The 23,015-nt window shown below is 62.7% G+C and carries 17 protein-coding genes and 3 tRNA genes; 18 read left to right on the top strand and 2 right to left on the bottom strand.

Features of this window, described 5'->3' with window-relative positions:
* Positions 1-22: 22 nt before the first annotated feature.
* The 7 genes from Q1V78_RS03415 (at position 23) to rplA (ending at position 3,509) form a co-directional block, all read left to right on the top strand.
* A tRNA-Thr gene (locus Q1V78_RS03415) sits at positions 23-95 on the top strand.
* 67 nt (positions 96-162) lie between these two features.
* Positions 163-236, top strand: a tRNA-Met gene (locus Q1V78_RS03410).
* Positions 237-527: 291 nt separating this feature from the next.
* Positions 528-600: transfer RNA gene (locus Q1V78_RS03405), tRNA-Trp, on the top strand.
* A gap of 42 nt (positions 601-642) precedes the next feature.
* Positions 643-987, top strand: a complete 345-nt coding sequence (gene secE / locus Q1V78_RS03400) for a preprotein translocase subunit SecE (protein ID WP_300611622.1) — start codon at positions 643-645, stop codon at positions 985-987.
* Between the two features lie 226 nt (positions 988-1,213).
* Positions 1,214-2,098 carry a transcription termination/antitermination protein NusG gene (gene nusG / locus Q1V78_RS03395; protein ID WP_300611620.1) on the top strand — a complete coding sequence of 295 codons (885 nt, stop codon included), beginning with the start codon at positions 1,214-1,216 and terminating at the stop codon, positions 2,096-2,098.
* 143 nt (positions 2,099-2,241) lie between these two features.
* Entirely contained in the window at positions 2,242-2,685 is a 444-nt protein-coding gene (gene rplK, locus Q1V78_RS03390) for a 50S ribosomal protein L11 (RefSeq protein WP_300611617.1), read from the top strand.
* Positions 2,686-2,792: 107 nt separating this feature from the next.
* Entirely contained in the window at positions 2,793-3,509 is a 717-nt protein-coding gene (rplA, locus tag Q1V78_RS03385; protein ID WP_070759795.1) for a 50S ribosomal protein L1, read from the top strand.
* Positions 3,510-3,670: 161 nt separating this feature from the next.
* Here rplA and Q1V78_RS03380 read toward each other — a convergent pair whose 3' ends face one another.
* A complete protein-coding gene (locus Q1V78_RS03380) occupies positions 3,671-4,390 on the bottom strand; it encodes a VTT domain-containing protein (protein WP_300611613.1) in 720 nt (239 codons plus the stop codon).
* 340 nt (positions 4,391-4,730) lie between these two features.
* On the opposite strand from Q1V78_RS03380, the gene Q1V78_RS03375 reads away from it, so the two are divergent.
* The 6 genes from Q1V78_RS03375 to Q1V78_RS03350 all read left to right on the top strand — a co-directional run bounded on the left by Q1V78_RS03375 (position 4,731) and on the right by Q1V78_RS03350 (position 16,133).
* Positions 4,731-5,711 (top strand): hypothetical protein, encoded by a 981-nt coding sequence (locus tag Q1V78_RS03375; RefSeq protein ID WP_300611610.1) that lies wholly within the window; start codon positions 4,731-4,733, stop codon positions 5,709-5,711.
* Between the two features lie 361 nt (positions 5,712-6,072).
* Positions 6,073-6,585 (top strand): 50S ribosomal protein L10, encoded by a 513-nt coding sequence (gene rplJ, locus Q1V78_RS03370; protein WP_300611608.1) that lies wholly within the window; start codon positions 6,073-6,075, stop codon positions 6,583-6,585.
* A 136-nt stretch (positions 6,586-6,721) separates the two neighbouring features.
* Positions 6,722-7,108: a 50S ribosomal protein L7/L12 gene (gene rplL, locus Q1V78_RS03365; protein WP_070759791.1), complete on the top strand. Its 387-nt coding sequence runs from the start codon at positions 6,722-6,724 to the stop codon at positions 7,106-7,108.
* Between the two features lie 137 nt (positions 7,109-7,245).
* A complete protein-coding gene (locus Q1V78_RS03360) occupies positions 7,246-8,220 on the top strand; it encodes a DUF3068 domain-containing protein (protein ID WP_300611605.1) in 975 nt (324 codons plus the stop codon).
* A 342-nt stretch (positions 8,221-8,562) separates the two neighbouring features.
* Complete coding sequence (locus tag Q1V78_RS03355) at positions 8,563-12,075, top strand: DNA-directed RNA polymerase subunit beta (protein ID WP_300611603.1); 3,513 nt, start codon at positions 8,563-8,565, stop codon at positions 12,073-12,075.
* 86 nt (positions 12,076-12,161) lie between these two features.
* Positions 12,162-16,133: a DNA-directed RNA polymerase subunit beta' gene (locus Q1V78_RS03350; protein WP_300611601.1), complete on the top strand. Its 3,972-nt coding sequence runs from the start codon at positions 12,162-12,164 to the stop codon at positions 16,131-16,133.
* A 175-nt stretch (positions 16,134-16,308) separates the two neighbouring features.
* On the opposite strand, the gene Q1V78_RS03345 is transcribed toward Q1V78_RS03350, so the two are convergent.
* Positions 16,309-17,046 (bottom strand): DUF1707 domain-containing protein, encoded by a 738-nt coding sequence (locus Q1V78_RS03345; protein ID WP_300611599.1) that lies wholly within the window; start codon positions 17,044-17,046, stop codon positions 16,309-16,311.
* A 140-nt stretch (positions 17,047-17,186) separates the two neighbouring features.
* Here Q1V78_RS03345 and Q1V78_RS03340 point away from each other — a divergent pair, with 140 nt between their 5' ends.
* The 5 genes from Q1V78_RS03340 to fusA all read left to right on the top strand — a co-directional run bounded on the left by Q1V78_RS03340 (position 17,187) and on the right by fusA (position 22,968).
* The gene (locus Q1V78_RS03340) at positions 17,187-17,384 is read left to right on the top strand and encodes a DUF4236 domain-containing protein (RefSeq protein ID WP_300611596.1); all 198 of its coding nucleotides are present in this window, start codon (positions 17,187-17,189) and stop codon (positions 17,382-17,384) included.
* Positions 17,385-17,534: 150 nt separating this feature from the next.
* Positions 17,535-19,400, top strand: a complete 1,866-nt coding sequence (locus tag Q1V78_RS03335; protein ID WP_300611594.1) for an acyltransferase family protein — start codon at positions 17,535-17,537, stop codon at positions 19,398-19,400.
* A gap of 415 nt (positions 19,401-19,815) precedes the next feature.
* Complete coding sequence (gene rpsL / locus Q1V78_RS03330; protein WP_070758476.1) at positions 19,816-20,187, top strand: 30S ribosomal protein S12; 372 nt, start codon at positions 19,816-19,818, stop codon at positions 20,185-20,187.
* Positions 20,188-20,190: 3 nt separating this feature from the next.
* Positions 20,191-20,661, top strand: a complete 471-nt coding sequence (gene rpsG / locus Q1V78_RS03325; protein ID WP_070758475.1) for a 30S ribosomal protein S7 — start codon at positions 20,191-20,193, stop codon at positions 20,659-20,661.
* Between the two features lie 198 nt (positions 20,662-20,859).
* Entirely contained in the window at positions 20,860-22,968 is a 2,109-nt protein-coding gene (gene fusA / locus Q1V78_RS03320; RefSeq protein WP_300611590.1) for an elongation factor G, read from the top strand.
* The last annotated feature ends 47 nt before the right edge of the window (positions 22,969-23,015 follow it).

Below are 23,015 nucleotides of genomic sequence, written 5' to 3'. Positions count from 1 at the left end.
AGGTTCGGTCGATTTAAGTTGCGCCCCCTTAGCTCAGTCGGCAGAGCGTTTCCATGGTAAGGAAAAGGTCGACGGTTCGATTCCGTCAGGGGGCTCTGTCATTTTATATGGCCGTCACGTGACCCGTTTACGCTGGCCGTGGCTGGTCATGTAAGTGGCTGTGGCGGTGTAGCTCAGCTGGTTAGAGCGCACGACTCATAATCGTGAGGTCCCGGGATCGAGTCCCGGCACCGCTACTAATTTCGGACCCCGTGGTTTTTTCCGCGGGGTCCTTTTTTATTAACGACGCCACCGCCCTCACCACCGCCTTGGCGCGCCGCATTCAATGGGGGAGTGGTCGCATTCGGGTGGGTGCTGATGTGCGCCGGACCTTCCGGGTTCACTCCATATCGAGTGCCCTGGTGCTGCGGATAACGAGGCAAGTTGTCTAACTGAACAGAAAGTTGCTAGGCTACTCCCGTGTTGCGCGCATGGTGCGTTGTCTGCGGGTAAGATCGCGGTCACCAACCCGGCGTTGCCACAGTTTTAGGGGTGTAGCTCAATTGGTAGAGCAACGGTCTCCAAAACCGTAGGTTGCGGGTTCAAGTCCTGTCACCCCTGCAAAGTTCGCCCGCCCCCGCGGGCGCCCGAAGGAGTAACCACGTGAGCGAAGATAGCAACAGGGCCGAAGGCTCCGGAGCAAACGCTTCCGGCGGTTCCATGCGCCCCAGCGGTAAGCGCCAGGTTGCTGGCCAGGCCACCACGGCCCGCGCGACCAGCGCCTCGACCTCCCCCGAGGTCGTCGAAACCCGGAGTAACCCCTTCACCGCCATCGCGGACTACATCCGCGGCGTGATCTCCGAGATGCGCAAGGTCATCTGGCCGACTGGTCGCGAGATGGTGACCTACTCCCTCGTGGTGCTGGTCTTCCTCATCCTGACGACCGCCCTGGTTGCCGGCGTGGACTACGTCACCAGCCTTGGTGTGCGCTGGGTCTTCGGCGTCTAACCTCAAGCTGCTCCGCCAAGCGCAGCGACAATTTCCAAGCCCTCCCTCGCGGAGGGCTTTTCTTGTGCCCCTTTGTGGACACACCAGATCGCTCGTGGCAGCAAAACCCGCTCGCGTGCTAAACTGAGATGCAGAAAATATCCCGCCTCGCCGACCAACGGTAGGGGCGGATTTTTATTGCCGATCCTGCCTAAATCACCCAGGCTCACCCGACAAGGAGCATCACATGAGCGCAGATAAGAACCTCAGCGCAGCGGACCTCGCCGCCGCGGCGCAGGAGGACATCCACCAGGAAGTCGCAGCCCACAAGGAGTCCGAGGCCGAGCAGGCCGCCGCAGCCCTGGGCGATGCCGCCGAGGACGCCGCCGCGGAGCCGGCGGAGGGCGCCGACGCCGCACCGGAGGCTGCCGAGGCGGAGCAGCCGGAGAAGACCGCCGAAGAGGCCGCGATGGAGGCCTACAAGACCCGGCTGCGCGAGTTCATGCGCGCCCTGAAAAAGCTGCCGGGCGAGTGGTACATCATCCAGTGCTACTCCGGCTACGAGAACAAGGTGAAGACCAACCTCGAGATGCGCGCCCAGACCCTGGGCGTGGACGAGCAGATCCACGAGGTCGTCGTCCCGGTCGAGGAAGTCACCGAGCTGAAGGACGGCAAGCGCAAGCAAGTCAAGCGCAAGCTGCTGCCGGGGTACGTCCTCGTCCGTATCGAGCTCGACGACGCCTCCTGGTCCGTCGTCCGTGACACCCCGGGTGTGACCTCCTTCGTGGGCAACGAGGGCAAGCCCACCCCGGTGAAGATCCGCGAGGTCGCGAAGTTCCTGCTGCCACCGGAGACCGCAACCGCTGCGGCGGAGGACCAGGGCCAGGACGCCGCGGACGTCGACGTCTCCGCAACCGGCGTGGCTGTCCCGCCGAAGCCGGCCTCCGAGACCGTCGAGGTCGACTACGAGGTGGGCGAGTCCGTCACCATCCTCTCCGGTCCGTTCGCGTCCGTTGCTGCGACCATCTCCGAGATCGACACCGTCCAGAACCGCCTCAAGGCGATGGTCTCCATCTTCGGCCGTGAAACCCCGGTTGAGCTGGAATTTGATCAGGTTGCGAAGCTCGATTAATGTAACTCTGTCTGCTATTTAGCGGCGCGTCTTTGGCGTGCCCGGGTGGCAGTGGAACTATTCATCTCCGGTGGCTGGCTAAGAACCGGCATCCGGTCGGGGAGTGGTACGCCCGCTTCCTGATAACAGAAAGAGGTATAGCGATGGCCAAGAAGAAGAAGGTCCAGGCGCTCATCAAGCTGCAGATCCAGGCTGGTGCAGCAACCCCTGCTCCGCCGGTTGGTCCGGCACTGGGTGCTCACGGTGTGAACATCGTTGAGTTCACCAAGGCCTACAACGCTGCAACCGAGTCCCAGCGCGGCAACATCGTGCCGGTCGAGATCACGGTCTACGAGGACCGTTCCTTCGACTTCAAGCTGAAGACCCCGCCGGCTTCCAAGCTGCTGCTGAAGGCCGCTGGCCTGCAGAAGGGCTCCGGCATCCCGCACACCGACAAGGTCGGTAAGGTCACCTGGGATCAGTGCAAGGAAATTGCAAAGACCAAGGAGCCGGACCTGAACGCGAACGACATCGAGGCTGGTGCGGCCATCATCGCCGGTACCGCTCGCTCGATGGGTATCGACGTCGAGGGTCGCCCGTCCGCTTAAGTGCGCCACCCCGGTGGGTTGACCGCCGGGGTTTCATCGCGTGGCAGGGTCGCTTGCTGACCCACTAGACCACAACTCCAACACCTAAAACCCAGATTGGAATTTTCATGAGCAAGGTTTCTAAGGCTTACCGCGAGGCGGCCGCTAAGGTCGACCGCGATAACAAGTACACCCCGCTGCAGGCTGCGAAGCTGGCCAAGGCGACGTCCTCCAAGAACTACGACGCAACCATCGACGTTGCGATCCGCCTGGGCGTCGACCCGCGCAAGGCTGACCAGCTGGTCCGCGGCACCGTCGCGCTGCCGAACGGCACCGGTAAGGACGTCCGCGTGGTCGTCTTCGCCGAGGGACCGAACGCTACCGCTGCCGAGGAGGCAGGCGCAGACTTCGTTGGCTCCGCTGAGCTGATCGAGAAGATCCAGGGCGGCTGGACCGACTTCGACGCTGCGATCGCTACCCCGGATCAGATGGCTAAGGTCGGCCGCGTTGCTCGCGTGCTGGGCCCGCGTGGTCTGATGCCGAACCCGAAGACCGGCACCGTCACCACCGACGTTGCTAAGGCTGTCTCCGAGATCAAGGGCGGCAAGATCTCCTTCCGCGTGGACAAGGCTTCCAACCTGCACGCCCTGATCGGTAAGGCTTCCTTCGACGAGAAGAAGCTGGCCGAGAACTACGGCGCCCTGATCGACGAGCTGCTGCGCATCAAGCCGTCCTCCTCGAAGGGTAAGTACATCAAGAAGGTCACACTGTCCTCCACCAACGGCCCGGGTGTCCCGGTCGACGAGACCATCCAGAAGAACTACGCAGACGAGGCTGAGGCTTAAGCCCTAGCGTCACTGGCGTAGCTGCCCCGGCCCCGGAAAGGGTCGGGGCTTCTTTGCGTCGTGGGGAAGGCCCCGCCTCCTCATGGGCTGATTTATGAAGAGGCGGGGCCTGAAATGTATTGAAGGGCTGGCTTTCGCGGTACGTATGGATCGCCTTTAACTTAGGCGGCCTTCTTGTTCTGCTTCGAAATGCTCCAGAACATGAACACCAGCAGCGCGATCGTGATCCACATGGCGTAGCGGTTGACCTGCTCCACGATCGAGATCACCTGCTCTCCGTAGGTCACGCCCAGGTAAGCGAAGAAGGCGTTGGTGACCAGCACGCCGAAGGCGTTGAGCCCCAATACTGTCCAGAAGCTCATGCGGCGGATGCCGGCCAGCAGGTTGGCGATCACGATGGTGGGCACGAAGGGGATATAGGAGAGCACGATCGCCGCGCCCAGCACGCCGGGGCGGGCATTTTCCAGTCGCGCGGTCCAGCGCTGCAACCTGGGGGAGTGGGCGACCGACATGCGCAGGTATTCCAGGCCCCACTTGTTGCCGACCAGCCACCACAGGGGGACGGTCTTCAGCGCTCCGACCAGGGTCAGCACAACGATGGCGACCGCCGAGACCCCACCGGTGGTGGACTCAGCCCCGCCCACGATCGAGGAGGTATAGCCGCCCACCATGAGTGCGTAGGGCACGGGGTTGTTGAGGAGCCACACGCGCAGCGGGATCATCGCGAAGCTGAAGAGGGTCGCGACCACCAGGTAGGCCCAGATCCACTTGTCTAGCCGGTCGGGCTGGGAGATGAAGGCCGGGATCTGTTCTTCCGTGCCGTCGGTCTGTTTTTCAGCGTCGCCCTCTGGGGTCGTATCGGCGGTATCGAATGGTGCCATGGTTGTTCCTTCGTTGTTATCACCGAGCGGCGACATTCTGGGTGAGTGCGGCCGGCAAAGTGATAGCTGCGGGGGCAGGTGGGGTAAGGCTTTGAGGGTATCAGCTGCCCCGCACCACAAGACCCGCCTCGCAGGCGTGATGTTTCTGCCCTAGTCTGGGGAAGTGCTGACTAAGGAAAGGCACCAGATTTCACAATCCACCCCAAGCGATAAAACTTCCCAACTATCAGTCTGCATCGTTGCGGACCCCGGGCTTGTATCTGCCCAAGTATCAAAGGTTCTCGACCGCGGGGACCTGCCAGAAGATTGCAGCTTCAACCTCGACACCCAGCTGCTACTCATGGACCCCAACCATTCCCTGATCGCACCGGATGTCCCGAGCGAACGGAGCCCCGCGGACCTGCAGCTGCTCGTCACCGAGCTGCCGCGATTTAGTGACGCCACCGTCTTAAGAAGCGAGCTTTACCCGAAGCAAGGTGTGGCGGTGATCAGCTACCCCACGCTCGGAGTTCTTGGTGCCCGGGAAGGGCTAGCTCAAGAGATGACGCGGGTGATCCAAAAATACCGCGACTACCTGGCGTCTTCCCAGGGCGAAGGGGAGCAGTCGACCCGGGAGGAAAAGAGCAAGATCAAGACGATGCTCGGCATGATCTCGACGAATCAGCCGAGTCGCTCGATCGGTGCATTGTCCGGCGCGCTGGCTGCTGGCATCGGGGTAGGCGCCTTCGGCATCTTCTATAGCTCAATCTGGGAAATGGCCGACTACCTCACCGTCACCCGCCTGGCGGTGGTCAATATCGTCGCGGTGCTAGCCATGATTCTGTGGCTACTGCTGGATAACAGCCTCTGGGACAAGCCCAGTGCAAAGTCCTTCAAGGGGTTCATCGCGCTGTACAACGGTTCGACGCTGCTCACCCTCGCGGTCGCGGTTTTGGGGATGTATGCCATCCTCTTCCTCTTCATTTTTGCCGGCGCCGGTGCGATCATCGCCCCGGACTACATGACGAAGGTCTTAGGTGAGCCGGTGACAGTGGGAACATATGCTCGGATTTCTTGGCTCGCAGCATCCATGGGTGTCACTGCCGGAGCCCTGGGGTCGAGCTTCAATTCGGACGCCGCGGTCCGGCGCTTGACCCACGGGGCTCGGGAACGGCAGCGGCTCTACTCCCGCAATGAGGACTACGACGGGGAAGCCGATGGCACCGAGGAGAAGGATTGGGATGTGCAATGGGGCGAGCGGTCCCGGGAGTCGGCACGGCAGCATTGGCATGAGATGAAACGCCGTGGGGAGGAGGCCGAGCAGTACCGCGGTGCCGCTTAGCCTGATTTGGTCTTCCTGCTGTCGGGTGTTAAGCTGTCAGGCGAAGTTTTGATATGTTTCAAAGTTTCACCGAAGACCGTCGGTCACTTGGGAAAACGCTTTCCAGCATCGCTGAGATATTCGGCAAGCTCGTGCGAGCGCTCCCGGGTTGAAGGATCATCGTCATGATGACGGCCCACGCAGGTAACACGAGACGTTTTGTATCGCGCCGCTAGCTTCACGCCAGCGAGCTGCGACTCCAGAAGCGCCCCGTTGCCCCCTGCGGGTACGGGGCGCTTTGTCGTTGTGAAAGTGTTTCCTTCGTTTCGATCGCCGGTGCACGTACACACGTACACCAGAACATCAGGAAGGAGGCGAGAGTATGGCTAATCCAAAGAACACTGCAGCGCTGCAGGAGCTCAAGGCACGCTTCGAGGAAGCAGACGCCACCGTGCTGACCGAATACCGCGGTCTGTCCGTGGTTGAGACCACTGAGCTGCGTCGCGCGCTGGGTCAGGATGTCACCTACTCCGTCGCCAAGAACACCCTGCTCAAGCTGGCTGCTAAGGAAGCCGGCGTTGAGTTCGACGAATCCCTGCTGACTGGTCCTACCGCTGTTGCTTTCATCAAGGGCGAGGCTGTTGACGCAGCTAAGGCCATGAAGGCTTTCGGCAAGGATCACGAGGCTTTCGTCGTCAAGGGCGGGAACATGGACGGCGCTGCGCTGTCCGCTGAGCAGGTCATGGCTATCGCCGACCTGGACAACCGCGAGACCACCCTGGCCAAGCTGGCCGGTGCTCTCCAGGGTTCCTTGGCAAAGGCTGCTGGACTGTTCAACGCTCCTGCGTCCCAGGTTGCACGCCTCGCGGCTGCCCTGCAGGAGAAGAAGGACTAGTTCCGCCACGCTGGGCGCGAGGGCACGGTGTGCCACCGCGCTGGATCTCAAGCCGGTCCATCACAGTAAAAACTTTTAAAAACACTTCGCCGCAGGGCCGATTGCCCAGGCGGCGCAACACGAAAGGATGCCTATTATGGCTAAGTTCACCAACGAAGAGCTGCTGGATGCCTTCAAGGAGATGACCCTGATCGAGCTCTCTGAGTTCGTCAAGCTGTTCGAGGAGACCTTCGACGTCACCGCTGCTGCTCCGGTTGCTGCTGTTGCAGCTGCTGGTGGCGCTGAGGGCGGCGCTGCTGCTGAGGAGAAGGACGAGTTCGACGTCGTCCTGGAGGACGCAGGCGCTAAGAAGATCGGCGTCATTAAGGTCGTGCGCGAGGTCGTCTCCGGCCTGGGCCTGAAGGAGGCTAAGGAGCTCGTTGAGGCTGCTCCGAAGGCTCTGCTCGAGGGTGCTTCCAAGGAGGACGCTGAGGCAGCTAAGGCTAAGCTGGAAGAGGCCGGCGCAAAGGTCTCCCTCAAGTAATCCAGTTGCCGCGCATAGCGGCCGCGTGATTCATCGCCCCGCAAGGTTCGTCTTGCTGGGGCGGTTTTCTTATTGTTGCCCAGAGCTGCTTTTTAAAGGGAAACAGTATGACTGCGGGCTGTTGTAGCATGTTCAGCATGAACTCGAAGTCCCGTATCGTTGCTGTGTTTGTGCTCGGCCTGGCCAGCGCCATGATCGTGGCGGGCGTGCTCCTGCCACGGCTCTTCCCTGAGGAGCGGCCGGTGCCGCTGGGGCTGCAGCACACCACCTTCACCTTGGAAGACGATGACGCGACTGTGGGGCCGGGTTACCTGGGCGTGGGGAAGGATGAGCCCATCCAAGCGCCGGTGGCTCGCCAGTTCAACATGCAACTGGGCCAGCCGGCGACAGAGGAGGAGGCGACGGTGCGTGTCGGCGTCTCCAACGCTCGTACCAACGTGGACGATGACCTGGAGTCCCTGCTGGACGCGCAGGTTTATAGCTATCGGCTGAACCGGATGAACGGCGAGGCCGTGGGGGAGGCCAAGGTCGCGGATTCCCCGGCAACCCCGCCGAAGGCCGTGGAGATGGAGGGCTCCTGGGCGAAGTTCCCGGTGGACACCCAGCAGCAGAGCTACGAGTACTTCGACTGGACCGCCCGCCGCGCCTACCCGGCGGAGTTCCGGGGCACCGAGCGCCGGGGGACCTCCAGCGGTGAGGAGAAGGAGATCTACCTCTTCCGTCAGAAGATCCCGGCGGAAAAGGTCAGCTCCCGCTACAGCGGCATCCGCAACGACATCGTCAAGGACGGCGACCGTGCGGAGCTGTACCACGGCGGCTGGCGCGAGCTGGCGGTGGAGCCGGCGTCCGGCATGATCGTGGGTATCGAGGAGCACATTCGGGACGAGTACCGCAACGCTGAAGGCGAGGCGGTGGAGCCGCTGCTGAAGTTTGAGGGGCGCACGACCGAGGCCAATGAGCGCCAGATGCTGGACCAGGCGGACGAGCTCGGTGGCAAGCGTTCCACGGAAAAATGGGGTCGTGGGGTGTTCTGGGCGGGCGTGATCCTGCTGCTCGCCGCACTCGTGGTGGCGCTGCGCCGCGAACGGAAGCGCCGGGCTACAAGCGTGTAATTTTGCGCCCACCGAAGCGGACAGATACTATCGGCCTGATCAGTGTCCACGGGGGTGGACATTTGGGGGCTACTACTATATGGTAGTTCGTTGCGCTGGTTAAATTCTGAACCCGTGTGGGCAGGCGAGTTGAGAGATGATGATCTCACCAACAATCGGCCTTGGCAATGAGCTTCCCTCCAGCAGTCGCAGGCTGCGGAAAGCGGATTTGACAAGGTCCTTTAGGCGTTCCTGCTTATCTGGCGTTCAGAGTAACACCACCGATATAGACCACCACGAAAAATCGTACGCTCACGCAACCGTTTCCCAGCCTGGCTCCACCCAGGCGAGGAGAAACGCTTAGTGCTGGAAGGACCCATCTTGGCAGTCTCCCGCCAGACAAGTTCAGTGGCCGGAATCCCCGGAGCATCGACTCGCTACTCTTTCGCGAAGATCGACGCACCGATCGAGGTTCCAGGCCTTCTTGACCTCCAACGAGAGTCCTTCGCCTGGCTCGTCGGCGCCCCGGAGTGGCGCGCCCGCATGCAGGCCGAGGCTGGGGAGGGAGTCCGCGTCACGAGCGGACTGGAGGACATCCTCGAAGAGCTGTCCCCCATTGAGGACTATTCGGAAAACATGTCCCTCACGCTCTCGGAGCCACGCTTCGACGACGTGAAGACCTCCATCGACGAGGCCAAGGAAAAGGACATCAACTACGCGGCACCGCTGTACGTGACCGCGGAGTTCACCAACGCCCAGTCCGGCGAAATTAAGTCCCAGACCGTCTTCATCGGCGACTTCCCGATGATGACCGACAAGGGCACCTTCATCATCAACGGCACCGAGCGTGTCGTCGTCTCCCAGCTGGTCCGCTCCCCGGGCGTGTACTTCGACGAGTCGATCGACACCTCCACCGAGCGCCCGCTGCACGGCGTGAAGGTCATCCCTTCCCGCGGTGCATGGCTGGAGTTCGACGTCGATAAGCGCGAGACCGTCGGCGTCCGCATCGACCGTAAGCGCCGCCAGCCGGTGACCGTCCTGCTGAAGGCCCTCGGTCTGACCACCCAGGAGATCACCGACCGCTTCGGCTTCTCCGAGATCATGATGTCCACCCTCGAGAAGGATGGCGTCGAGAACACGGACGAGGCACTGCTGGAGATCTACCGCAAACAGCGTCCGGGCGAGTCCCCGACCCGCGACTCCGCGCAGGCTCTGCTGGAGAACTCCTTCTTCCGCCCGAAGCGCTACGACCTGGCGAAGGTCGGCCGCTACAAGGTCAACCGCAAGCTCGGCCTCGGTGGCGACACCGACGGCAACATGACCCTGACCGAGGAAGACATCCTCACCACGATCGAGTACCTCGTCCGCCTGCACGCGGGCGAGCGCACCATGACCTCCCCGGAGGGCGTGGAGATCCCGATCGAGGTCGACGACATCGACCACTTCGGCAACCGCCGCCTGCGTACGGTCGGCGAGCTGATCCAGAACCAGGTCCGGGTTGGCCTGTCCCGCATGGAGCGCGTCGTCCGCGAGCGCATGACCACGCAGGACGCCGAGTCCATCACCCCGACCTCCCTGATCAACGTGCGTCCGGTCTCGGCAGCGATCCGCGAGTTCTTCGGTACCTCGCAGCTGTCCCAGTTCATGGACCAGAACAACTCCCTGTCCGGCCTGACCCACAAGCGCCGTCTGTCCGCGCTGGGTCCGGGTGGTCTGTCCCGTGAGCGTGCTGGCCTCGAGGTCCGAGACGTTCACCCGTCTCACTACGGCCGCATGTGTCCGATTGAGACCCCGGAGGGCCCGAACATCGGTCTGATCGGCTCCCTGTCCTCCTACGCCCGCGTGAACCCGTTCGGCTTCATCGAGACGCCGTACCGCCGCGTCGTCGATGGCCAGATCACCGACGAGGTGGAGTACTTCACCGCTGACGAAGAGGACCGTCACGTCATCGCTCAGGCGAATACGCCTTTCGATGCGGACATGAAGTTCACCGAGGACCAGATTGAGGTCCGTCTGCGCGGCGGCGACGTGGAGGTCGTCCCGGCAAGCCAGGTGGATTACATGGACGTCTCCCCGCGCCAGATGGTTTCCGTCGCAACCGCGATGATTCCGTTCCTGGAGCACGACGACGCCAACCGAGCCCTCATGGGTGCGAACATGCAGCGTCAGGCTGTGCCGCTGCTGCGCGCCGAGGCCCCGTACGTCGGTACCGGTATCGAGCAGCGCGCTGCGTACGACGCCGGTGACCTGATTATCGCCCCGAAGGCTGGTGTGGTGGAGTACGTCTCCGCTGACTACATCACCATCATGGACGATGAGGGCATCCGCGATACCTTCATGCTGCGTAAGTTCGAGCGCACCAACCAGGGCACCAGCTACAATCAGAAGCCGCTGGTTAACCAGGGCGACCGCGTCGAGGCCGGCCAGGTCATCGCCGACGGCCCGGGCACCGATAACGGTGAGATGGCGCTGGGCAAGAACCTGCTCGTCGCCTTCATGCCGTGGGAGGGCCACAACTACGAGGATGCGATCATCCTCTCCCAGCGCATGGTTGAGGAGGACGTGCTGACCTCGATCCACATCGAGGAGTACGAGATCGACGCCCGCGACACCAAGCTGGGGCCGGAGGAGATCACCCGCGACATCCCAAACGTCGGCGAGGACGTCCTTGCTGACCTCGATGAGCGCGGTATCGTCCGCATCGGTGCGGACGTCCGCGACGGTGACATCCTCGTTGGTAAGGTCACCCCGAAGGGTGAGACGGAGCTGACCCCGGAGGAGCGCTTGCTGCGCGCCATCTTCGGTGAGAAGGCCCGCGAGGTTCGCGATACCTCCATGAAGGTCCCGCACGGTGAGACTGGCAAGGTCATCGGCGTACGCGTCTTCTCGCGTGAGGACGACGACGACCTCGCCGCTGGTGTCAACGAGATGGTCCGCGTCTACGTCGCCCAGAAGCGCAAGATCCAGGACGGCGATAAGCTCGCCGGCCGCCACGGCAACAAGGGTGTCGTCGGCAAGATCCTGCCGCAGGAGGACATGCCGTTCCTGCCGGACGGTACCCCGGTGGACATCATCCTGAACACCCACGGTGTGCCGCGTCGTATGAACATTGGTCAGGTCCTGGAGGTGCACCTGGGCTGGCTGGCGAAGGCCGGTTGGCAGGTCGACACCGACTCCGACGACCCGAAGATCAAGGCGATGCTGGAGACGCTGCCGGAGGAGCTCTACGACGTTCCGGCCGACTCCCTGACCTCCACCCCGGTGTTCGACGGTGCGTCCAACGCCGAGCTGTCCGGTCTGCTGCGCTCCTCGCGCCCGAACCGCGATGGTGTTCGCCTGGTGGATGACTTCGGTAAGGCGCAGCTGATCGACGGCCGTACTGGTGAGCCATACGAGCACCCGATCTCCGTGGGCTACATGTACATGCTGAAGCTGCACCACCTGGTCGACGAGAAGATTCACGCCCGTTCCACCGGTCCTTACTCCATGATTACCCAGCAGCCGCTGGGTGGTAAGGCCCAGTTCGGTGGCCAGCGCTTCGGCGAGATGGAGGTGTGGGCAATGCAGGCATACGGTGCCGCCTACACCCTGCAGGAGCTTCTGACCATCAAGTCCGATGACGTGGTGGGCCGCGTGAAGGTCTACGAGGCGATCGTGAAGGGCGAGAACATCCCGGATCCGGGTATTCCAGAGTCCTTCAAGGTCCTCCTCAAGGAGCTGCAGTCCCTGTGCCTGAACGTTGAGGTTCTGGCCGCGGACGGCACCCCGATGGAGCTGTCCTCCGATGATGACGACGAGCTTGAGTCCGCAAACGCAGCGCTGGGTATTAACCTGCAGCGCGATGAGCGTCCAGACGCTGACATCGACGTCGGCTAACGCTCAAGGCTTCGCACACTTTCAGATTCTGACCTAGGTTCACCCACAATGGCCCTCCACATTCTTGGAGGGGAAAGGAAGTCCACGTGCTGGACGTCAACTTCTTCGACGAACTACGCATTGGCCTGGCCACGGCCGATGACATCCGTCGCTGGTCGCGCGGCGAGGTAAAGAAGCCCGAGACGATCAACTACCGCACCCTCAAGCCAGAGAAGGACGGTCTGTTCTGCGAGCGCATTTTCGGGCCAACCCGCGACTGGGAGTGCTCCTGCGGTAAGTACAAGCGTGTCCGCTACAAGGGCATCATCTGTGAGCGCTGTGGCGTCGAGGTGACCAAGTCCAAGGTCCGCCGTGAGCGCATGGGCCACATCGAGCTGGCCGCTCCGGTGACCCACATTTGGTACTTCAAGGGCGTTCCGTCCCGCCTCGGCTACCTGCTGGACCTGGCCCCGAAGGATCTCGAGAAGATCATCTACTTCGCGGCCAACATCATCACCTCTGTTGATGAGGAGGCTCGTCACAACGACCAGACGACCCTCGAGGCAGAGATGCTGCTCGAGAAGAAGGAGGTCGAGCAAGACCGCGACGCGGAGCTGGCCGACCGTGCCAAGACTCTCGAGGAGGACCTCGCGGAGCTCGAGGCTGCCGGCGCGAAGGCCGACGCCAAGAAGAAGGTGCAGAACGCCGCTGACCGCGAGATGCGCCACATCCGTGAGCGCGCTGAGCGCGAGGTGGAGCGCCTCGACGAGATCTGGAACACCTTCGTCAAGCTCGCCCCGAAGCAGATGATCGCGGACGAGACCCTCTACGAGGAGCTGCTCGACCGCTACGAGGATTACTTCACCGGCGGCATGGGCGCGGAGGCTATCCAGACCCTGATCCGCAACTTCGACCTCGAGGCCGAGGCCGAGTCCCTGCGTGAGGTCATCCGCGACGGCAAGGGCCAGCGCAAGCTGCGCGCCCTGAAGCGCCTGAAGGTTGTCGCTGCGTTCCTGCGCTCCGGTAACGACCCGGCCGGCATGATCCTGGACTGCATCCCGGTCATCCCGCCGGAGCTGCGCCCGATGGTTCAGCTGGACGGTGGCCGCTTCGCGACCTCCGACCTCAACGACCTGTACCGCCGCGTCATCAACCGCAACAACCGCCTGAAGCGCATGCTGGATCTCGGTGCCCCTGAGATCATCGTGAACAACGAGAAGCGCATGCTGCAGGAGTCCGTGGACGCGCTGTTCGACAACGGCCGTCGTGGCCGTCCGGTCACAGGCCCAGGCAACCGTCCGCTGAAGTCCCTCTCCGACCTGCTGAAGGGTAAGCAGGGCCGCTTCCGCCAGAACCTGCTGGGTAAGCGTGTGGACTACTCCGGCCGTTCGGTGATTATCGTTGGTCCGCAGCTGAAGCTGCACCAGTGTGGTCTGCCGAAGCTGATGGCCCTCGAGCTGTTCAAGCCTTTCGTGATGAAGCGCCTGGTGGAGAAGTCGTACGCGCAGAACATCAAGTCCGCGAAGCGCATGGTTGAGCGCCAGCGCCCAGAGGTCTGGGATGTTCTGGAAGAGGCTATCGCCGAGCACCCGGTGATGCTGAACCGTGCACCAACGTTGCACCGCCTGGGTATACAGGCTTTCGAGCCCGTGTTGATTGAGGGTAAGGCTATCCAGCTGCACCCGCTGGCCTGTGAGGCCTTCAACGCGGACTTCGATGGTGACCAGATGGCAGTCCACCTGCCGCTGTCCGCCGAGGCCCAGGCTGAGGCCCGCATCCTGATGCTGGCTTCCAACAACATCCTGTCCCCGGCGTCCGGTAAGCCACTGGCTATGCCGCGTCTGGACATGGTCACCGGCCTGTACTACCTGACCTTGATCAAGGGCAAGGAGGAATTCGGCGGCCAGGGTGCCTTCACCGAGGCAACCGAGCAGGGCCCGGCAACCGGCGTGTACACCTCCCTGGCGGAGGCCATCATGGCCTACGACCGTGGTGTGCTCGGCCTGCAGGCTCCGATCCACGTCCGCATCGACCACCTCCGCCCGCCGGCAGAGGTTGAGGCGGAGCAGTTCCCGGATGGTTGGCAGAAGGGCCAGACCTGGACCGCCGAGACCACCCTGGGCCGCGTGCAGTTCAACGAGCTGCTGCCGTGGAACTACCCGTACGTCGAAGGCGTGATGGACAAGAAGAACCAGGCCGTCGTCATTAACGACCTGGCAGCGAAGTACCCGATGATCACCGTCGCGCAGACGGTGGACAAGCTGAAGGACGCTGGCTTCTACTGGGCAACCCGCTCCGGTGTGACCATCACCATGCACGACGTGCTGGTCCTGCCGAATAAGCAGGAGATCCTCGACGAGTACGAGGCCAAGGCTCAGCGCATCGAGAAGAAGCTGGCCCGAGGCAAGATCAACGAGTCCGAGCGCTACCAGTCCCTGGTTGACCTGTGGAAGGAAGCAACGGACTTCGTCGGTGAGTCGGTGGAGAAGCTCTACCCGGATGACAACCCGATCCCGATGATCGTGAAATCCGGTGCTGCCGGTAACATGCGCCAGATCTGGACCCTGGCCGGCATGAAGGGCATGGTCACGAACTCCCGCGGTGACTACATCACCCGCCCGGTGAAGACCTCCTTCCGTGAGGGCCTGTCCGTGCTCGAGTACTTCAACAACTCCCACGGTTCCCGTAAGGGCCTGGCGGATACGGCACTGCGTACCGCTGACTCCGGTTACCTCACCCGTCGTCTGGTGGACGTCGCGCAGGACGTCATCGTCCGCGAGGACGACTGTGGCACCAAGCAGGGCGTTGTTCTGGACGTCTGCACCCCGGTGCTGGACGCCAACGGCGAGAAGACCGGCGAGTTCGCTCGTGCGGACTTCGTCGAGACCTCCGTGCTGGGCCGCTTCCTGGCCGCCGACGCCATCGGCGCGAACGGCGAGGTTGTGTGCGAGGCCGGTGCGATCATCGGTGAGCTGGAGCTGGCTGAGCTGGTCAAGGCCGGTGTGGAGACCGTGAAGGCCCGCTCCGTCATGACCTGTGGCACCGCCACCGGCGTGTGCTCCACCTGCTACGGCAAGTCCATGGCTACGGGTAAGAAGGTCGAGATCGGCGAGGCTGTCGGTATCGTGGCTGCCCAGTCCATTGGTGAGCCGGGTACCCAGCTGACGATGCGTACCTTCCACCTCGGTGGTGTTGGTGGCGATATTACGGGTGGTCTGCCGCGTGTTCAGGAGCTGTTCGAGGCTCGTGTTCCGAAGGCGAAGTCCCCGATCGCTTCCGTGGACGGCAAGATCAAGATCGAGGACGACGACGCGTTCTTCACCCTCACGATCATCCCGGACGATGGTTCCGAGGAGGTTGTGTACGAGAAGCTGTCGAAGCGTCAGGGTGTCGCAACCCTGGGCACCGGTGGTGTGGAGCGTCCGCTCCGCGACGGTGACCACGTGAAGATGGGCCAGCAGCTGCTGAAGGGCGCTGCGGATCCACACGATGTTCTCCGCGTGATGGGTCGCCGTGGCGTGCAGCAGCACCTGATCAACGAGGTGCAGAAGGTGTACCGCGATCAGGGTGTGGCTATCCACGACAAGCACATCGAGATCATCGTGCGCCAGATGCTGCGTCGCGTGACGGTCATCGACTCCGGCTCCACGGAGTACCTGCCGGGCTCCCTGGTGGATCACGCCGACGCGGTTGCCGCGTCGAAGGAGGCCGTGAAGACGGGTGGCCGCCCGGTCGAGGTTCGCGCCGAGATCATGGGCATCACCAAGGCTTCCCTGGCAACCGAGTCCTGGCTGTCCGCTGCTTCCTTCCAGGAGACCACTCGCGTGCTGACGGACGCTGCGATCAACAAGCGTTCCGATAAGCTCATCGGTCTCAAGGAGAACGTGATCATCGGTAAGCTGATCCCGGCTGGTACGGGTATCGCCCGCTACCGCAACATCCAGGTCCAGCCGACCGAGGAGGCTCGTGCTGCGGCGTTCACGCTGCCGTCCACCTTCGGTGATGGTTTCTACGGTGACGAGGGCTACGGTGAGTTCACCGGCGCGTCCGTCCCGCTGGATGACCTCGGCCTGCACTAAGGCAAGGTTTCGGGCTTAGACCGAGAGCTTTAAGGCCCCAGGGTTTTAGAACCCTGGGGCCTTTTGCTGTGCGTGGGGAGGGGAGAACGGGTCTTCGGGGGGTGGGGGAGCGGGCGCTGATTGTAGAGGAAAGGCGCGAATACGAGCAAAGAAGGCGGCGACGCCGACCCTGCGCTTAGTTCAGGCGCAAGACGCGCACGGTGACGGAGCCGAGGTTGTGCGAGCCCGTGATGCGCAGCGTCGGCGCGTTCGCGGGGAGCTGCTCCGGTGGGACAGCACCGCGGGCGACCTTGAAGGTCGTCTCTCCGAAGGAGCCGTCGGTGTCGATGTGCACGCGGATGCCCTCCGGAACGAGGATTTTGACCTCCCCGAATACGGCCCCCACGTCGATGGTGGTGTGGTGCGAGGCCAGGCGCGCGGCGAGCAGGTCGACAGTCACTGTTCCGGCGTGCGCTCGGACCTCCTGGTAGGCGGGCACGGTCCAGTGGTGGACCCGGCGATCAGAGAATAGAGCCTGCACCCTGTTGTTGGGCAGGTTCTCGCCGGTCACCATCTGGTTGGCGAAGTAAGCGACCTCTTCCGGGGATCGCGTGGGTACCGCCGGGCGGTTGAAGTTGGTGAGCTTCTCCCAGAAACTTTGCCCATTGTTCGCAGGAGCGGGTCGCTGTGTGGGCGTGCTCGGGCTCGGCGGGGTAGAGGGAGCTGTCGGGCGGCCGTAAAGTGCCGCGCGCGGGTCGAGAAAGAGATCCGCCAGGGGCACGAGCAGCTCGCCACGGGTCTCAGCGACGATGCACTGCTGAACCCGCTCGTCGAACTCCGCGATGTTGATCTGGCCGCGGCCAAGAGCGTCGTGGAGGAGAGCCTGGGCGCGGTTGCGGTCGTTGTCATCGCAACGGAGGGCGTCGTCGTTCATGGCTAAGAGGATAGTGCAGCTCAGCATCAGCAGTGTTGGGCAGACCGATACGTGGTCGATAACACAACCGGGCGAGGCCACAACCGGCACAACGAGACAGGAAAGAGATCCCGTCTGCTTACCCGCTAGACTCTGAGCCCATGGGAATCTTTTTTCGTGAGTCCAAGAAGGTCGGCCGCAACGGCCGCATCAACGTCTCCAGCGGCGGGGTGGGCGGCTCCTACAAGCTGGGGCCGGCCCGCATCACCCAGAAGGCCAATGGGCAGCAGATGATCCGCATTCAGACCGGCATCCCGGGCCTGAATTTCACCAAGACCTTCAGCAAGAAGCGCCGCTAAAAACCCGCCGCACGCCGCTCGGCTGTCCGTGACGGGACGGCGAGCTGGCCGTTAACTGAACATGGCCATAAAGCCCTCTCTTCGGCTGCAATGTTGTCCGCCTGTGGTGCTAATCTCACTTGGTGGCAATTCGAGCCGGAGGGAGTAGAAGTGCACGTCCGTATTCGTCAGATCGCAGGCCTCGATGGGCTGCGAGGGGTCGCGGTGGCAGCCGTTGTGCTGTACCACTTCTTCGGCGACATCCTGCCCGGCGGGTTCATGGGCGTGGACGTCTTCTTCGTGCTCTCCGGCTTCCTCATCACGTCGATTCTGCTGCGCGAGGTCGCACTCACCCAGGGCGTGAGCTTCCGGGTGTTCTGGAAGCGGCGCCTACGGCGCATCGCCCCGTTGGCCCTGTTCGTCCTCATCATGACGACGGCCGTGGTGGGGACGATCGGCGGCGATCTTGCGGTGAAGCTGCGCACCCAGTTCTTCGGTACCGCGTTCTTCGTTAATAACTGGGTGCAGATCGCGAACTCTGAGTCCTATTTCGCGAAGTCGGACATCCAGGTAACGGCGCACTATTGGTCGCTGGCGATCGAGGAGCAGTACTACCTGATCTGGCCAATTCTGGTCTGGTTGGTGTTGCTCGCCGTTCGGCGCAATGCCGCCCGATTCCGGCCACGCATGGCGGCGTTGACGGCGGTGCTGGCCATCGCCTCCATGGTCGCGATGGCGGTGATTTTCGACCCGCAGCAGGACCCGTCGCGGGTCTACTACGGCACGGATACTCACGCTTTCGGCCTGCTGTTGGGCTCGCTCGTCGCACTCCTGCTGACCTCTCCGGTGCGTTCCCGGGTCGCGGATTCGCACCCGCGCCGGCTCAACTGGTTTAAGCACCAGCTGCTCGCGGACTGGATCCCCGCGCTGGCCTTCGTGGGGCTCGTGGCGATGATGATGACGGTGCACGCGGAAAGCGCTTTCACCTACCGTGGCGGGCTGGTCATCGCCAGCCTGCTGACCTCCCTGGTCGTGATGGGGCTGGCGCGCGGCGATAACGCGATCGACGAGTGGATGAATATCCGCGTGCTCCGCTGGCTGGGGCACCGCTCCTTCTCCATCTACCTATGGCACTGGCCGATCGTGATGATCCTGCCGGTGCTGGCGCCCAAGGCTCCCGAGTGGCTCATCGGCATCGTGGCCGTGGTGCTTACAGCCGTGATCTCCGAGTGGAGCTTCAATCACATCGAAACGCCGTTCCGACGTCACGGTTACCGCAAGACGATCAAGGGCTGGTTTAGTGGTGGGGTGATGCGCAAACTGAGTGTCGGATTCGCCTTCGTCCTCGTGGGGGCGCTGACCGCCTGCGGGCTGGCCACCGCGCCTTCGGAGTCAAGCCTGGAAACGGACCTGAAGGAAAAGTCCGAACGCCTGCAGAAGGAAAACGAGGAAGCGGCGAAGACCACCCCGCCCGTCCCGAAGGACGGCATTAAGATCCCGGTCGAAGATCGCAAGATGCCCTCCGGCAAGAAAATCAGCATGGTCGGTGACTCCGTGATGCTGGCCTCCGTGGACGCGCTGCAGGAGAAGTTCCCGGGCGCGACCGTGGACGCGGCACAGAGCAGGCACTACATCGCAGCACTGCCGATCCTGCAGCAGATGGCGGATGCCGGAACGCTGCGCGAGTTCGTCGTCCTTGGTCTGGGGACCAACGGTCCCTCCGACGGTGCAGGGGACCCGGAGATGCTGAAGAAGATCCGGGAGGCCGTGGGCAAGGACCGCGTCATTATCTACGTGATGCCCTACGGCGACCGCGACTGGATGGCGCACGCCAACGACGAGCTCATCGCCGAAGCGAAGAAGACCCCGAACGTCTACCTCGCGAACTGGTGCGAGGCAGCGGCGGAGAACGACGACTTCGTCGACGGCATCCACCCAGGCGAAAAGGGCGCGAAGCTCTACGCCGGTGCGGTGGAAAACGCGCTCAAGCAGTGGAAGAGCGGAAAGAAAGACATTCCACAGAGCTGCAGCAACTAGCTCGCGGTTGGGGGAGGCAAGGCGGCAACGCGGCGGGGATGTGAGGCTGCGTACCGAATGTTCGTGCTAGCCAGGGCCCCGCAGCCGCCTGCCGGCACCTGCGCCTGGAGTCACTCCCGAAAGCCCCTCCGGGCGCATTTGGTTTCCAGTGACCACTGCGGTATTCTGACCGGCGTAGATTGTATTGCTCCGATGGCGCGTACCGAACGGGAAACGGCAGAGGGTGCTTAATACAGGGATCTTCGCGCCGAGTGCGCGGAGTGATACAAAACGGTAGTGGCCCCGGAAAGAGCCCCCATTTTTTGCTGTTCAAGGGTGTTTTTGGCGCCCCGAACGGCAAGTGGGTGCCCCACCAGGGGGTTCACGACATACCGAGGCTTCTGCAAGTTTAAAACCCAAAGAAGAAAGTCTATCTATGCCAACTATTCAGCAGCTGATCCGCAAGGGTCGCCACGATAAGCCGGGCAAGGTTGCGACCGCCGGCCTGAAGGGCTCCCCGCAGCGTCGTGGCGTGTGCACCCGCGTGTACACCACCACCCCGAAGAAGCCGAACTCGGCTCTGCGTAAGGTCGCCCGTGTCCGCCTGACCTCCGGCATTGAGGTCTCCGCATACATCCCGGGTGAGGGTCACAACCTCCAGGAGCACTCCATGGTGCTCGTCCGCGGTGGTCGTGTGAAGGACCTCCCGGGTGTTCGCTACAAGATCGTCCGTGGCGCTCTGGATACCCAGGGTGTCAAGGACCGTAAGCAGGCACGTTCCCGCTACGGCGTCAAGAAGGAGAAGTAAGCCATGCCACGTAAAGGTCCAGTAGCACAGCGCCCACTCGTCAAGGACCCGGTGTACGGCGACGTCCTCGTCTCTCAGCTGGTCAACAAGATCCTGATCGACGGCAAGAAGTCCACCGCTGAGCGCATCGTCTACGGTGCGCTCGAGCAGTGCCGCGAGAAGACCGGCACCGACCCGGTCCTGACCCTGAAGAAGGCTCTCGACAACGTCAAGCCGGCCCTCGAAGTTCGCTCCCGCCGCGTCGGTGGCGCGACCTACCAGGTTCCGGTCGACGTCCGTCCGGGTCGCTCCACCACCCTGGCACTGCGTTGGCTCGTCACCTTCAGCCGCCAGCGTCGCGAGAACTCCATGGTTGAGCGTCTCGCCAACGAGATCCTCGATGCCTCCAACGGTCTGGGCGCTTCTGTGAAGCGTCGCGAGGACATCCACAAGATGGCTGAGGCCAACCGCGCCTTCGCTCACTACCGCTGGTAGTCGCTTGACCGGCTGGCCGCGGTCGCTGCGGCCAGCCCAGGCGGGAGTAGTGGGGGAGGGAAAATTCCCCCTACTCCAGACGGCCATAAAAATGGCAAAATAGAACCTGAACAGACCAATGCGGCTCGCTAGGCCTTATGCGACCAACAACCTTAAGGTCCGGGCCGCTCGACAACGATTGAGCGGAGTTTATAACCAGTGGCACTCGAAGCACTGACCGACCTGAAGAAGGTCCGCAACATCGGCATCATGGCCCACATCGATGCCGGTAAGACCACCACCACCGAACGCATCCTCTTCTACACGGGTATCAACCGTAAGGTGGGCGAGACCCACGACGGTGCATCTACCATGGACTGGATGGAGCAGGAGAAGGAGCGCGGCATCACGATTACGTCCGCCGCGACGACCTGCTTCTGGAACGACAACCAGATCAACCTGATCGATACCCCGGGTCACGTCGACTTCACCGTTGAGGTCGAGCGTTCCCTGCGTGTCCTGGACGGCGCTGTCGCTGTCTTCGACGCGAAGGAAGGCGTTGAGCCGCAGTCTGAGCAGGTCTGGCGCCAGGCTGATAAGTACGACGTCCCGCGCATCTGCTTCGTCAACAAGATGGACAAGCTGGGTGCGGACTTCTACCACACCGTGCAGACCATCATCGACCGTCTCGGCGCAAAGCCGCTGGTCATGGAGCTGCCGATCGGCGCTGAGGACAACTTCGAGGGTGTTGTCGACCTGCTGCAGATGAAGGCCCTGATGTGGCCAGGCGTCGTCGCCGCTGGCACCGAGCCGACCATCGAGGAGATCCCGGCCGACCTGCAGGAGAAGGCCGAGGAGTACCGCGAGAAGCTGATCGAGGCTGTCGCGGAGTCCGACGAAGAGCTCATGGAGCGCTACTTCGCCGGTGAGGAGATCACCGTCGACGAGATCAAGAAGCAGATCCGTCAGCTGACCATCAACGGCGAGGCATACCCGGTCTTCTGTGGTACTGCCTACAAGAACAAGGGCATCCAGCCGATCCTGGACGCCATCATCGACTACCTGCCGAACCCGATGGACGTCGGCTCGATCAAGGGCTTCGACCCGAAGGACCGCGAGGTTGAGCGCAACCGCAAGCCGTCCCGCGACGAGCCGTTCTCCGCTCTGGCGTTCAAGGTCGCTGTTCACCCGTTCTTCGGCAAGCTGACCTACGTCCGCGTCTACTCCGGCTCCGTGGAGACCGGCGACAAGATCGTCAACTCCACCAAGAACAAGCCGGAGCGCGTCGGCAAGCTGTTCCAGATGCACTCCAACAAGGAGCAGCCGGTTGACCGTGCATCCGCTGGTCACATCTACGCCTTCATCGGCCTGAAGGACACCGCAACCGGTGACACCCTGTCCGATTCCGCTAACCCGGTCGTCCTCGAGGACATGGACTTCCCGGACCCGGTCATCGAGGTGGCCATCGAGCCGAAGACCAAGTCTGACCAGGAGAAGCTGGGTACCGCTATCCAGAAGCTGGCGGAAGAGGACCCGACCTTCACCGTGAAGCTGGACGAGGAGACCGGCCAGACCGTCATCGGCGGTATGGGCGAGCTGCACCTCGACGTCCTGGTGGACCGCATGAAGCGCGAGTTCAAGGTCGAGGCAAACGTTGGTGCACCGCAGGTTGCTTACCGCGAGACCATCAAGAAGCCGGTCGAGAAGCTCGAGTACACGCACAAAAAGCAGACCGGTGGTTCCGGTCAGTTCGCTCGCGTCATCATCGCTCTCGAGCCGCTGGAGCCGGAGGAGGGCTCCGAGGAGACCTACGAGTTCATCGACGAGGTCACCGGTGGCCGTATTCCGAAGGAGTACATCCCGTCGGTCGACCAGGGTATCCAGGACGCCATGCAGTACGGCTACCTCGCTGGCTTCCCGCTGGTGAACATCAAGGCCACCCTGCTGGACGGCGCTTACCACGAGGTTGACTCCTCCGAGATGGCCTTCAAGCTGGCTGGTTCCATGGCTCTCAAGGAGGCCGTGGCGAAGGCTAAGCCGGTTCTGCTGGAGCCGATGATGGCCGTTGAGATCATCACCCCTGAGGAGTACATGGGTGAGGTCATCGGTGACGTCAACTCCCGCCGTGGCTCCGTGTCCTCCATGGAGGACCGCTCCGGCGCGAAGGTTGTTAAGGCCCGCGTCCCACTGTCCCAGATGTTCGGCTACGTTGGCGACCTGCGTTCCAAGACCCAGGGCCGCGCTAACTACTCCATGATCTTCGACTCCTACGCTGAGGTTCCTCAGAACGTGGCTGAGGAGATCATCGCCGAGCGCACCGGCAAGTAGGTCCCGAAGCGGGTGGGCTAGCTGGTATTGCTAGCTAGTCTCCCAGC

Origin of the sequence: Corynebacterium sp. (genome assembly GCF_030152825.1) — a bacterium.
Lineage (GTDB): Bacteria > Actinomycetota > Actinomycetes > Mycobacteriales > Mycobacteriaceae > Corynebacterium.
Note: the sequence above shows the minus strand (reverse complement) of the source record. Positions and strands in the feature narration are given on the sequence as shown.

Coding starts and splice junctions, on each gene's coding strand:
- rplL (WP_070759791.1), top strand. CDS start 6,722: ATGGCTAAGTTCACCAACGAAGAGCTGCTGGATGCCTTCAAGGAGATG.
- Q1V78_RS03345 (WP_300611599.1), bottom strand. CDS start 17,046: ATGAACGACGACGCCCTCCGTTGCGATGACAACGACCGCAACCGCGCC.
- rplA (WP_070759795.1), top strand. CDS start 2,793: ATGAGCAAGGTTTCTAAGGCTTACCGCGAGGCGGCCGCTAAGGTCGAC.
- Q1V78_RS03360 (WP_300611605.1), top strand. CDS start 7,246: ATGAACTCGAAGTCCCGTATCGTTGCTGTGTTTGTGCTCGGCCTGGCC.
- nusG (WP_300611620.1), top strand. CDS start 1,214: ATGAGCGCAGATAAGAACCTCAGCGCAGCGGACCTCGCCGCCGCGGCG.
- Q1V78_RS03380 (WP_300611613.1), bottom strand. CDS start 4,390: ATGGCACCATTCGATACCGCCGATACGACCCCAGAGGGCGACGCTGAA.
- rplK (WP_300611617.1), top strand. CDS start 2,242: ATGGCCAAGAAGAAGAAGGTCCAGGCGCTCATCAAGCTGCAGATCCAG.
- rpsL (WP_070758476.1), top strand. CDS start 19,816: ATGCCAACTATTCAGCAGCTGATCCGCAAGGGTCGCCACGATAAGCCG.
- rpsG (WP_070758475.1), top strand. CDS start 20,191: ATGCCACGTAAAGGTCCAGTAGCACAGCGCCCACTCGTCAAGGACCCG.
- rplJ (WP_300611608.1), top strand. CDS start 6,073: ATGGCTAATCCAAAGAACACTGCAGCGCTGCAGGAGCTCAAGGCACGC.
- Q1V78_RS03375 (WP_300611610.1), top strand. CDS start 4,731: ATGGACCCCAACCATTCCCTGATCGCACCGGATGTCCCGAGCGAACGG.
- Q1V78_RS03340 (WP_300611596.1), top strand. CDS start 17,187: ATGGGAATCTTTTTTCGTGAGTCCAAGAAGGTCGGCCGCAACGGCCGC.